The 12,903-nt window shown below is 36.6% G+C and carries 14 protein-coding genes; all 14 read right to left on the reverse strand.

The window, feature by feature from the left end; translation table 11 throughout:
- Positions 1–41 precede the first annotated feature (41 nt).
- The 14 genes from ACQVD9_RS14540 to ACQVD9_RS14605 all read right to left on the reverse strand — a co-directional run bounded on the left by ACQVD9_RS14540 (position 42) and on the right by ACQVD9_RS14605 (position 12,896).
- Positions 42–647 carry a tetratricopeptide repeat protein gene (locus tag ACQVD9_RS14540; RefSeq protein WP_264746642.1) on the reverse strand — a complete coding sequence of 202 codons (606 nt, stop codon included), beginning with the start codon at positions 645–647 and terminating at the stop codon, positions 42–44.
- 590 nt (positions 648–1,237) lie between these two features.
- Positions 1,238–1,453: a hypothetical protein gene (locus tag ACQVD9_RS14545; protein ID WP_264746643.1), complete on the reverse strand. Its 216-nt coding sequence runs from the start codon at positions 1,451–1,453 to the stop codon at positions 1,238–1,240.
- A 103-nt stretch (positions 1,454–1,556) separates the two neighbouring features.
- Complete coding sequence (locus ACQVD9_RS14550) at positions 1,557–2,132, reverse strand: hypothetical protein (RefSeq protein ID WP_264746644.1); 576 nt, start codon at positions 2,130–2,132, stop codon at positions 1,557–1,559.
- 120 nt (positions 2,133–2,252) lie between these two features.
- On the reverse strand, positions 2,253–2,600 hold the full coding sequence (locus ACQVD9_RS14555) for a YbbC/YhhH family protein (protein WP_264746645.1): 348 nt from the start codon (positions 2,598–2,600) through the stop codon (positions 2,253–2,255).
- 190 nt (positions 2,601–2,790) lie between these two features.
- Positions 2,791–3,258 (reverse strand): tetratricopeptide repeat protein, encoded by a 468-nt coding sequence (locus ACQVD9_RS14560; RefSeq protein ID WP_264746646.1) that lies wholly within the window; start codon positions 3,256–3,258, stop codon positions 2,791–2,793.
- Positions 3,259–3,480: 222 nt separating this feature from the next.
- Positions 3,481–3,828 carry a DUF4288 domain-containing protein gene (locus ACQVD9_RS14565; protein WP_264746647.1) on the reverse strand — a complete coding sequence of 116 codons (348 nt, stop codon included), beginning with the start codon at positions 3,826–3,828 and terminating at the stop codon, positions 3,481–3,483.
- A gap of 179 nt (positions 3,829–4,007) precedes the next feature.
- Positions 4,008–4,808, reverse strand: coding sequence for a Mom family adenine methylcarbamoylation protein (locus ACQVD9_RS14570; protein WP_264746648.1), 801 nt, complete (start codon positions 4,806–4,808; stop codon positions 4,008–4,010).
- A 441-nt stretch (positions 4,809–5,249) separates the two neighbouring features.
- Positions 5,250–8,039 (reverse strand): LamG domain-containing protein, encoded by a 2,790-nt coding sequence (locus ACQVD9_RS14575; RefSeq protein WP_264746649.1) that lies wholly within the window; start codon positions 8,037–8,039, stop codon positions 5,250–5,252.
- Complete coding sequence (locus tag ACQVD9_RS14580) at positions 8,039–8,293, reverse strand: hypothetical protein (protein WP_264746650.1); 255 nt, start codon at positions 8,291–8,293, stop codon at positions 8,039–8,041. Before ACQVD9_RS14580 ends, ACQVD9_RS14575 begins: the two co-directional genes overlap by 1 nt.
- 4 nt (positions 8,294–8,297) lie before the next feature.
- Positions 8,298–8,528: a hypothetical protein gene (locus ACQVD9_RS14585; RefSeq protein WP_264746651.1), complete on the reverse strand. Its 231-nt coding sequence runs from the start codon at positions 8,526–8,528 to the stop codon at positions 8,298–8,300.
- Positions 8,529–8,541: 13 nt separating this feature from the next.
- Complete coding sequence (locus ACQVD9_RS14590; protein WP_264746652.1) at positions 8,542–9,363, reverse strand: phage/gene transfer agent baseplate hub protein; 822 nt, start codon at positions 9,361–9,363, stop codon at positions 8,542–8,544.
- A complete protein-coding gene (locus tag ACQVD9_RS14595; protein WP_264746653.1) occupies positions 9,353–11,029 on the reverse strand; it encodes a hypothetical protein in 1,677 nt (558 codons plus the stop codon). The genes ACQVD9_RS14590 and ACQVD9_RS14595 overlap by 11 nt, the downstream gene beginning before the upstream one ends.
- A gap of 4 nt (positions 11,030–11,033) precedes the next feature.
- Complete coding sequence (locus tag ACQVD9_RS14600; RefSeq protein WP_264746654.1) at positions 11,034–12,014, reverse strand: hypothetical protein; 981 nt, start codon at positions 12,012–12,014, stop codon at positions 11,034–11,036.
- On the reverse strand, positions 12,015–12,896 hold the full coding sequence (locus ACQVD9_RS14605; protein ID WP_264746655.1) for a hypothetical protein: 882 nt from the start codon (positions 12,894–12,896) through the stop codon (positions 12,015–12,017).
- Positions 12,897–12,903: the final 7 nt, after the last annotated feature.

Below are 12,903 nucleotides of genomic sequence, written 5' to 3' on the forward strand. Positions count from 1 at the left end.
ATGATAATGATCTTTTTATACAAGTATTAAAAATACCTCTTTTATTCTTTATTTGTTAAATTTTCTAAATACTCTATAGCTACCCAAAAGCCTAAGTCAGCAGATCTTTTTATATAGTTTATTCCTTTAGAACGATTACTATCTAATACTAATAAATCCAATCCTTTCTGATATAACGCTTCTAAATGTTCTTGTGCAGCTGCTTTATCTAGCCAATATGACACTTTCTCATAATCTTTTGCTAAACCTGCCCAACCATATCTATATAGCCCTTGTAAATGAAATTGAGCTTCATCAAGCCCGCCCTCAGCCGCTTTAGTAATTAGAGCAACCGCCTTTTTATTATTAATTCCTATACATGAACCATACTGATATGCTCGCCCTAACTCCAATGTAGCTTCCAAATTACCATCATCGGAATATTTCTTTAAAAAAAATAGATACTTATCATTCCATTGGGATGATTGCAAACTATCCTTGAAAGGTTCATCTACTCTATAAATAAAGCTAAGCATTTCACAAGCTTCTGGAACGCCTTTATTTGCTAATTGCTCAAATAATTCAATGGATAACTGAATATTATCTTTGTTGTAAAAATCCATTGCTTTGTCATATTCTGCTATTAATTTAATATCTTGTAAGATCATAAGCTTCCATTAAAAAACCATGATATAGTTACTACTATATCATGGCACTTTTGTTTTGTAGTGGTGGTTTCTGTATTCAATGGGCCTTCATTAGCTAGTGTAGATTAAAAACATCATTAAAAATTGAGAAGTTTTTATACATATTTACTTCTCAATTTAAAATAACTATAGAAAAGTTATTTAAATATTATTTTAATTAATTATAAAAATCAAAATTTTAATGGATGTAAAATAGGCATTAACAAATATAAAAGAAAGGGTGAAAAAGCACAAGACAATGCAACAACTACCCCCAAAGCAGCTTCACTCAATTTATTGCAATATTTTACAATAATATTACCTATCAAAATATATAGTGATGATAAAAAAATAGCCACAAAAAACACCCCACTTAACATAAATAAACTTAGTATTAATAATATTAGCGAAGTGTAGATAAAAGTTTGAAATGTTTTTCGAGTCATTGTTGTACTCCATTTTTATAAGTTTTTCCCCAACCTATTCTTGAATCCCCCCCCAAATCATATTACTAAAACCAAAGCCTTGATACCCTCTAACATTTCTATTAGGAACTAAATGGCTTAAATCTCTTATAATATTATTTCCTTTTCTATTTCCTGTGGATTCATATTTATTGGCGCATCTATAGCTACTAAACCAACAAATGCATTTTGATCTATTTTATTTAAATTTATATTAGGAATTTCTAAGCTTTTTTTAACTTCTGGTAATAATGCTTCTGCAAAACATAGGTTTATTAAATTTAATACAATAACAGCATAGATAATAAAAATTTTAATTTTCATGCTCGCTTATCCTTAAAAGGATGAAGTAAAATTATTTATATTATGTTTATTATTTAGACATAAAGAAACTCAGATTTTATATAAGCAATTAAATTGCCTATTTTTACTTTAATAATATCCAAGCTGTCTCTTTACTAACTACACCTATTCTGTAACCATCTTTATGTGGTACACCTATTGTAAAACAAGCCTTAATTAATTTATTTTTTAAATCTTTATCTGTGACTACTCTCCCTGTTTTACTGTCTCTTAAATCTTCCAAATTAAACTCTAATTGATACTTTGCATATGGTTTTGTTACAAAAGGTTGTATGGTAGATATCACTGACATATTAATAGATACTCTAGAATAATTTTTTACTTCTTGTGTAGTAGTATCTTTTATATAAACATGAAAGCCTAAAGGATATACTCTTCCTAACCGACTAGTAGAATAAACATTATTTACTGGTATATTCTCAAGCTCATCTCTGTTATAACCAAAAGGATCATCAATTATAATAAAATCATCAGAAGTATTTTCAACAGCTAATACCACATTATAATTATTAAAATCAATTTCTATTGAAGGAATTAAACTCCTGTAATTTTTATTATTATAATTTTCACATTCTCCCTCTCCATTACAAATATTAATTGTACAAAACAGTAATATACTGATTAGTAATTTATTTAACATCTGTTTTTCTCCCATTGACTTTATTCTTGGCAGTTCAATTATCATAAGAGTAATTATAATTTCAGTAACTTGCTAAACTAAACTTAGTTATCCTAGAAAATTATCTAGGATAACTATAGTTTATCGATCGTGCATTAACCCAATAACTTTACCATCAGTTTTAGAAATTACTATTAAAAATGTACCACCTGCAGTAAGAATTGGTTGTTGTAAAATCTGGCCCGTTATTATCCATTCATTTTGATTATCTGCTATAAGATAAGGTTTTTGCTCATTAGCAACTTTCTCTCCATAATAGTTTTTTATATAAATTTCGGCTAAATCTAATGCCATTACTTTAGAACTAACTAACTCCTTCTCTCCTATCTCATTATTTTCTTCTAGGTATCTCTTATCTAAAAGTTCTAATGCATAACTATTGGTAGGTATAACTGTTGATTTCTGAGCATAGGCAGAGCATGAAATCATAATCACCAATAATATAACAAATATTCCTTTTTTGAATTTAATTAAATTAGTTATCAATCGTTATTTTCTCTAAACATATTATTTATTGGGTATTTTTTTATATTTTATACCCAAAAGTATTTGATATTCCATTAAACACTAAAAGGTAACTCTGAACTCATCCTCTTAAATACTGTAATATTGTATCAATTTACTTTCTAAAACTATCTAAATACTCTATAGCTACCCAAAAGCCTAAGTCAGCAGATCTTTTTATATAGTTTATTCCTTTAGAACGATTACTATCTAATACTAATAAATCCAATCCTTTCTGATATAACGCTTCTAAATGTTCTTGTGCAGCTGCTTTATCTAGCCAATATGACACTTTCTCATAATCTTTTGCTAAACCTGCCCAACCATATCTATATAGCCCTTGTAAATGAAATTGAGCTTCATCAAGCCCGCCCTCAGCCGCTTTAGTAATTAGAGCAACCGCCTTTTTATTATTAATTCCTATACATGAACCATACTGATATGCTCGCCCTAACTCCAATGTAGCTTCCAAATTACCATCATCGGAATATTTCTTTAAAAAAAATAGATACTTATCATTCCATTGGGATGATTGCAAACTATCCTTGAAAGGTTCATCTACTCTATAAATAAAGCTAAGCATTTCACAAGCTTCTGGAACGCCTTTATTTGCTAATTGCTCAAATAATTCATATGGATAACTGAATATTATCTTTGTTATAAAAATCCATTACTTTCTCATATTGTATTTTTTGCTGATTATCTTTTAAGATCATAAATCACCATAAATAGTTATAAGATACCCCCTAGTTATTAATAGGGGGTAATAAAATATCCATAAATAATGGCATTAATAACTGAAGCTTTAACTCTCAAACGGTGTTAACAAGCTTTTGCCTTCTTCTGGACGTAAAAATCGAGAAAAAACTTCACATCCTTCACCAATCTCTTCATCAAGTATTTGATAGCAATTCGCTACACCAATAAAACGCCATTGGCAATGCTCGTTATAACTATTGGAGTATTCAATTTCTTTCTTTTTACCAAGTAAAATAGCCTTTTCTATAGCATCTTCTGATGACAACGCATCAATAAGAAGTATACTTTCCTCCCAACTGCCGTCATTTGTTATTTTTTGATTATTTATATCCATTTCATAAATCAGACTTACTGTAAACCAAATATGTTGATTGCATACTATCTTTGTATTCATCTAAATACCTCCAAATAATATTATTTTTTGAATCTATTATCATTTATTAATTTCCATGCTGTTTTTGCTCTTTCTGTAGCGCGGTTTCATATTTGAACGGTTTTTCTTTCATATTTAAAGCTTAACTACTTTTTCACTATATGCAAATCTTTTTCAAATTTTAGCATTAAGCCCAGTTTTTAGCTGGGCTTTTTTAGTCTATTTACTTTTATTGACCTACTGGGTAGTGGTTGGTTTGGTTTTGGATATGGTAGCGGTTTTACTTTGCAACGTGCTATCCATGATCTTTTAATAAAGTAAATGTATCTAAATTGTGTTAGCGATTGCCGCTTTGCTTTAGATAGGTTATCCATTAAATGCTTATCCCTTGGGCAAGGGTTAGCTTTGCGTACACTTAATAGCATAGAGTGATAAGTTTCACCATTAAGCTCATAAAAGTGTGTCTTATGATGACCAAAGTATAAGAAGTTTGCCGCTTGATATACTACGCCTAAACAGCCGCAGCGTTCATCTGCGAATGATTGTATCCAACCAACCATAGGGCAGGCTTTTTTAATGTACTTAATAGCATAGCTTATGGCCTTACTTTCGCTGTTCCTTGGGGCTATGTCATCTAACCACATTCTATTAAGCTCTAAATAGTCACCTTGTTTAGTGCCTGTTACTATCTTTTCTAAGCCGTATTTTGTTTGGTTTAACATATAGCCGAACTGTAGTACGCCACGCATTATGCCATCTACATATACGCCTAAATGAATATAAGAGTTATTAACTATTCGCTTTGAATAGTGGTTAGCTATAATAATTTCACGGGCTAATTTTGAAGGAATAATAGCTACATAAAAGTCTTTATTACCAAAGCCTGCTATTGCTTCTGTACCTTTTATATAGTCTATTTGTTGGGTTATTGGCGCTTTAAAGATACCTGGCGCTTTTGGGTGGTGGTTGGGTTTTCGTGCCATTACTGCGATCTCTGGCACTTTGAGCGCTCGTACTGATTAGGCTAGTTTGCCTGTAAGATTAAGTTATTAATTGATTTACTTATACGGCATTTAATAGATAGCTGGGTAAAGTCGTTATTGCTTTTAGCTATAGCTAATAAATGGTCGCAATGATTACACCTAATTTCGTTAGTATTGTGGCTAATAATGTTAGTTTGTACTTGCTTACACTTGCGGCATTTAATCTCAGTACTTACAGCATTATTAGCCAGTTTAACTTTAGCTAGTAAGTAGTTACACTCACTACGAAAGTCTAGTATTTTCATGACTGCAAAACCTTTTCATAATATAAAAGTTTATGTTAGCCTTTACGCCCCTAGGGGGTTTAGGCAGCTTTGCAGGCTGGTTCTGCTTAGCAACTTACTTAATGTGTTACAGCACGTTAAGTAAGTGCCTATTCTCTCTAGTTGTTTATCTCCTTTAGTTATAGTTAAAAGTTATATTATGTGCCTGATAGCTTGTTAAACCATCACGCACCGCTTCAAGTTCAACCCGTATAGAACCACTTACGCTGCTTTCAATGTCGTAAGGTTCAGTAGTTGGCGTAAAATTAGCAGTAAAGCGCGCTAATCCTTTAGTCACTCGAACTTGGTCAATATTACCGCTAAAATCATAATTTACATTACGGTTATTCACTTGCGCGCCAATTGCTGTAATATTAGTAATAGCGTCATAATTCACATTATTATTCGCGGTTGTTTCTAATCGACCATCAACAAACAGCCTTAAAACACCATTAGCTCGAGTTACTGCGATATGGTGCCATTCGCCATTAACTAAATTACTAGTACCACGTACATAAGAACCGCCATTATTATAAGAGTAGAAATTAAGCTGCCCTGTACTGCCTATATTCATCTGATAACTTCTAACCCCTGAAATATTATAAAAGTTATCTATTACTATACGGTCTCTACCATTTGTAGTGCTTAATTTTACCCATGCCTCAATAGTAAAATCATTTAAACCAAAAGCAAAAGCGGCGGTATTAGTAGTTTGTAGCCAAGCATTGCCAGCTAATTTTAAGCTAGCATTACCTACTTTATAATCAGTAGTATCAAAACTAGCATTACCTGAGATAGTCCAAAGTCGGCCAGTTTTATCTATTTCATTATCTAGCACTAATACAGATACATCATTAATGCCACCAATAACGGTAAGATTATAATTATTAGCTGTTATGCCCGTTTCGCTTATCATAAGTTCATTATTAAAATACGCCCGTAAGTTATAAGTTGTGCCGTCTTCGGCTGCAATATCGCCTACCGTTGTATCGATTAATTGATCTGCTTGTAATAAACGGTTTCTTTCTACCCAACTAATATTAATAGGATTAGTAGTTACTGAGGATGGATAGCTGATACCATTAATTTTAACGTTTGCGGGTGGGTATGGCTTAGCTTGGCGGCTTTGTAGTGTGATAGTTTCAAGTGGTGCTGCGCTTTCTTCTAGTTGCTCAGTGCCTGTATTACTTAATAGCTTAGCTTCTACTATTAAACCTGTATTATATTCTGCTGGGTCTATAGTTTCGTAACCATCGTAGAACCAAATAACAGCCGCCTTATTATGCTTAATGGGTACAGTATCAGCACAACCGCGAGCTATTAATAGTTGTTTATTAACAAGGTCTATACCGTCAATACGTACTATTTCACTATTAATAATAGCGGCTGTACCTATTTCTACATCTTCTAATAGTGAATAGTCATCAATGCTTATAGTTTTAGTTAAGTAATCAATATCAGTGGCTAAAGTAGCGGTAGGACACCACGCGCCCAAGTCGTCTACTTGGTTAAAACTAGTAGCCCCTTTCACCCGTGAAAGTAAGTTATAGCTTCTACATGAATTATTAGGACTATCAGCCACCACAAAATAAAAAGCGGCTGTATTGTCTACCAGTTGCAAGTTGGCTGGGTCGATCACCCCGGCTAACTCCCTATAAGGCGCTTCTATTAATAAGCGTTTAGTTATTGGCGCTGGTGGTAGTGGTTGCTCTTGGCCGGGGTTCTCTGGGGTTGGGTTAAATGCTATTTTTGGTAAGCCCCATACATCCTGTAAGCAGGACATAGTAATAGCACCGTCTGTAATAAATTTTTCTGTTATCTTTTCCGCACGAACCACAATATCTATATTATTGACACGTTTAAGGGTTTTAATTCTAAAGGGTTGACCATTAACAATGCCACTGGCTCTGCGGTCTAGTTTAATGGTGCAGCGCTTTAAACTGCTATTTTTAGCTTTAAGATCACGATAAGCTAAACGGGTGGCAAGCTCGCCCGTTGGTGTCGCTAAATAGTCTACGGTTTCAACACTGCGGCCACCTTGGGCTTGGGCAATAGCTGGATTGTTAGCCATTACTGAACATTCCGCAAAAGTGATAGCGTCGGTATATTTTACAATAACTTGGCTGGGTACTTCGGTATTATTCGAGCTATCGAACTTAAGTTCTAGTAGCCCCGTATCTTCGGTAAATACGGGCAATTCGTCTAAATTATAATTATCCCTAATTAAAGTAATAGTAGTAAGCCCAGTTAGTGGGTGGGTATCTAATCTAGCCCCTATATGGTCGCAGATCGTATCCCTAAACTTGGCTAGCTCGTCAGTTATTTTCCATTCAATGCATAAACCAAAGCCCTCATTATAAAGGGTATCAGCAGCCGCTTTAAAAGCAGTATCATCCATAGTGGCGCGTGCTTCGCCTGCGCCCCAACTATCACTAATATAACTTTCATACAGCATGTGGGCTGGGTTCATGGCGTGTATTTGGCCATTAGCTAAGCTAATAAGCGCTTTTTCAGGATACCAAGGGTTTTCATTAGGCCATTTAGCAAATATGCGTCTGTGGCCTATCTCCCATGTTTTAGGATAAGGGTTCATTGCACAAAGCCAGCCATCAAACACTAAACTAACAAAGCCCCTAAACGCTGGAATAGCTGCACCAAAAGTAGCCGCTAATAAGCTATGGCGCGGTTGATCTGCACCACCAAATAAGGCAGATAACGTGCCAACTATACCGCCCTCGGCCTTTTCACCACCAAATAAATTAGGGTTATTAATGCTCACCGTTGAATTAGTTTTAATTGAACCACTCCATGCGGTTTTACCACCTACCTTAATTAGATAAATTTCATCAGACGCTAAACCAACGCCCATGTGCATAGTTGCCCCATACCAATAGCCTATAACTTGCTTTTTAGATTTACCGCCCATTATTTATACTCCGCCACTGCTTCGGTTAATGCTTGGTTACTTTGACTGGGGGCTTGGTTACGGGCGAACTCTACTAAATTAATGGCTAAAGCATTATTTGTAGCAAGTAGCTTTTCTTCTTCGATACCATTCGCTACAAAGTCTGCCCAGTCGAGGCCATGACGCTTAAAAAATGCCCTGCTAGCAGTAGCACAGTAACCACTTTTGGCCGTCCAAGTGCTTGTACTTCTTAAGTGCTGTATAGTGATAATCATCGTATTAACCCTTTTTACTGCCTTTAGTTTTAATGGCTTTAGTTCTAAAGCCGCCAGTACCCAATATAATAAAATCCTTAGTCAATACTTGACCAAAGGCTATAGACTTAGGTGTGCCATCGTCACACTTTGGGAACGCTTCACTATTAAAGGCTTGCGGCTTTTGTTTAGGGGTTTTAGGGCGGTTAAATAAGGAAATTACCACCATTACCGCTACAGCTATTAATGACCACATAATAATAAACTCCTTACCAGACTGGATTACCGTCAAAGATTGAGCGCCCTTGTATATGGGGGCAGGCTTGCATATTTAATAAATTATCGAATTTGTTTTGGCATGTGCTGGTTGCTTGGTTGCAACCGGGGAAAAGGTTAATAGCTTGGCCTAGGTTTAAATTAACGCCTCCGCCCCAAACAATAAGCGTTGCGCCTTGGTGATTTTCAATATAACGTCGGTCTAGTTCGCCACTACCCACATCAAATTGAATAAAACCACCATTAAACCAGCCATCAGGATAGTTGGCGGCCTGTATTACTTGAATACTACTAGTGCTAATCTGTTGTACTGTGCCATTTACGCGGTATAGCTCTTTATTTACTTTGCATTTTGTATCATAAATGACCGCGTCACATTGCCTAGCATAAACTTGGGTAGCCCCCGGTTTATTAGCTAGTGAAGCATTAGGGGTGCAGATTATTTTCACTTGGTCTATTTCTGAGTTGTTAATACCATTAATAGCTCCATACCAACACTGTATTAATTTTTCTGTGTTTCGGTGGGCGTTATAGACGGTTAAATATATGCGATTGCTAGGCGCTTGCTCATTATATAGTTTAGCTATGGCAATAGTAGCTGGGGCGATCACTGTAAAATTATCCGTTTGGCTACCGTTACTACGAATAATACCACTATCACTAATACCACCCGTTAAAGCTAAGAACCGCATATTATTACGGGTTATGGCTTCTGAACTAGTATTATATAACCATGTTAAAGCGCCTCTACTGAACTTATAACAGCGTATAGGCTCACGGTCTGCTAATGAATTTTCGATAGTTTCATAACTCATTATCTCTAACCCTTTTAAATGTAATTTTTGAAGCGGCCACGCCCTCGCTATCGGTCATGTGATCTATTTCGACACGATCACTATTTAAGCGACACAAGCGCATAAAACAAACGCGCATAATCTGCTTAGGTTCGATTATTTGCCCTAGAGAACTATCAAGGGTTAATTGTTCCGTACCGTCATTTAATACGGCTGCGTTAGTGATCTGACGATAAAACACCTCACCGCTACAGAGATAAATAGCTATGTGCTGTTTATCGGTATCATTAACCGCATAACGGCTATAGCCACATTCAGTAATAGTTATAAGTGGTTCAGTAGCAGCTATTCGGGCTACTACCGTTAAGTCGTCTGCGTGGCTAGGTATCCAGATAGCTTTTTGGCGGCCTTTTAAATAGTACAGTAAGCTTTTATAGCTGGCGCGATCTTCACGGCCTAACGCTTGCCATTTATAAGACTGTATTAAGAAGCTAAAGCCGCTAGTATCAGTGACTAGGGGTAATGCCATCTTATTATCTAAAGTAATTAATAAGCGTTGATATTCGTTTGTTAAATCCTCGCTTTCTTCGGGTCGTAGCTCAAACACTGGATAATTTAAATAACTAGCAGTAGGTGCTATAGCTGTATATGGGCTAGTTTCGGCTAGTTGAAATTCAATATTAACGGTTTGTAAGTTGTCGGTTTTGCGTACTAGCTGCGGTGTACTATTAAACCGTGCAACTCTTAGCGGATAAATACGCGTACCACGCGCCCAATCATTTAATAAGGGTCTACGTAGGTTTAAACCATCATTAGTAATGGTGGTAATTTCGACGATCTCATAAGTGAAAGGGTCGCGCCATAATATAGCTAGACCATTTTCTAAAAAGTCCATGTGTTCAGTAGTACAGCTTATAAAGCTATCGCCTGTTGTAAGTGGCTGTTTACTTATTTGAATATATGGCCATAACGGAATAGCCCAATTTTTTGCGGACCAGCTCATCATATTGTTAAATAACTGGCGTTCTTTTTGGTGCAAAATAAAATCAGTTTTAAAATAGCGGCGTGGTGTTAAATACAAGGCGCTACGCTGTTCTACGCCACTTTCACTGGTTAAAATATCGGTTGACCATTCTAAGCGCTCGGTTACACCGTCCGACCAATCAGCACGGAAAGTAAAAGCGGTTACTCTATTACCTGTTATATGTATGCTAGGGCTTTCGCTGTCAAATACCCAACTAATATTATTATCAATATTGGGCGCACCATCTGGCGTAATAGTAAGCTTGTAGTATTTCTCTTGTAATGGCGTAAAAGTATAGGGCGCAGTCTGTCCATCTAATACCATACCTTCAGTAAGTCCGCTAATAGCGGTTAGTCGTTTACTAGTAAAGTAAGCATTCCAAAGATAAATATCATGTTCTTGGCTGCTAACAATATTACCCAAGTCTAAGCTGGTGGGTACTATATGCACTCTAAAATAAAAATCATTAAAATAGCAGGGCAATAACTGGCCTTTAATAGCTCGGCCTGCTGGCTGGTTATTACCGCGTTTAACCTTGCCAGCCCCTAAGCTATTAATAATATTGGTACTATAAGGAAACCAGCCGCCTTGCTCTGGGTACTTAACAATATTAGGGCTTGCAGTGCCAATAGCGGTGGGTAGTAGTTGACCAGTTTTAGCCATGTACTTAATCCCCATCATAACGAATAGCTACACCATACGTGCCACTATGCGTTTTATCACTGCTGGTAGCGTTGCGATCTGCTATATTTTTTCTTAACCAAGGGTAAAAGCGCCATTTCTCGTAGCCTAGGGTGACGATCTCACCGGGATTTATATTATCGATACGAGCATAACGGGCATGGCCTATAACGCCTACAATAGAACGCCTATTATCAGGTCTAATAATAGACGGCTGTATAGGGTGTAAGCCTGCGCCGCTATTCCATGTGCTAGGCTCTCTAGTAAGTAAGGGCATTAGTGTTAAAGTGGCGTTTGCTTGGCTTGGCATACCAGACCAAGAAGTTGTAGTCGCTGAACCAATACCATCTGTACCAGCTCCTGACCACTCAGTAGGAAGATCATTAACACCATGATGAAAGAGGCATTTTATAGTTTGATTACCATTGCCAGAAGTGCCGCCCTGTGCAACATAGTTAAATAAAGCACAGCTTATATGACCATTAGCACCGCTATTGCTTATATCACCACTGGCTAAAATATTTTTACCAATACCAGTGCCACCATACCAAATGCCCGTACCCGCTAAGTTTTCAATAGGCGATTGACCAAAAGCTATATAGCTCCAACTTTCTACACTATGGTTAATAAATAGATAAACCTCGTTAGGGTTTTCCATCACGTGTATAAAATAAGTTAATGGGTAAGGTATAGCATTATTAATGCCTGACAAAGAAGTCCAAAGATTAGGATAGCCTGGCACATAATAAGGGTTAGCTTCTACAACTGGCGTATTGATAATAGTAGTACCGCTTTGACCAGTACCCACTAATAGCGCTATAGTACCGTCATTAATAAAGGGTTTAGCGTAACAGTCGCCCTTGCTTAAGATACCGCTTGCCAACGTCCAGCCATTAGCTGTACAGGCATTTTGTAAGGCGCTTAATACTTCGTTTACATTGTTAGCACTTCCAGCTACAAATGGCATTTAATTAGCCCTCATTGCAAAATAATCATTCGCACCCGTGCGCCATACGTCTTGAAAGATAATCCATTCATCAGCGCCAACGGTTACAGTATTGGTTACTACATTATTAAAACCTGTGATATGGGCTACACCGTCTAATACACCGTAATTGCCATTAGTAGTGTCGGTTAGCTCTATTTGTTGTAAGGTATAAGTTCCCTCTGTATCTCTAAAATGAGTACTATTAACGTTACTGGCTGTACCGCAAATATAGCTATTATTCCAAGGCCAGCATTCAGGCATTAACCATGCTCCATTCATAAACATTTTTAAATTACGGTAGGTATAGTTGGGGCTACTTGTTGTACGGTAGCCCTTAAAGCCTATGCCATGATAGGTATCAGAAAAGCGGGTAGCTGCTGCACCCTCTAACATACCAATACACACTAAAGGCTGTGGGTACTTGTGGGGGTATTCAAGGGCATTGTATTTGCCCACGTAGAACGATTCATAAACTGTATTACCGCCTACAGCCAATACACCCGCTATGCGTTGTGGGTTAACTGATAACCAATATTGAATACTTTGATTATGAGCGGGAACACCACTAAAAATAACATTAGGCTGGGTAGTAATAGTATTACTAGGCACATAGCCAAGGGCAGTACCTACAGCCAAATTATAATAATCACTATTAGCATTTTGATAACAGTAGAAACAAAGGTATATTTCATCGTCGCCACTGTAGCCCGTGCCTTTTAAGATCAGTTCTCTATTATCTATCGTGGTGTCATAGCGTACCGCCTGCCAGCCATTAGCAGTGGCTAAGTCGTGGATAATTTGCAATAGCTCATAGTGGGCTAGTTGTGTGCTGTCTGTTGCTGTGCCTGTTTGAAATGCCATATTTTTA

The organism is Entomomonas sp. E7T21, from assembly GCF_058693955.1.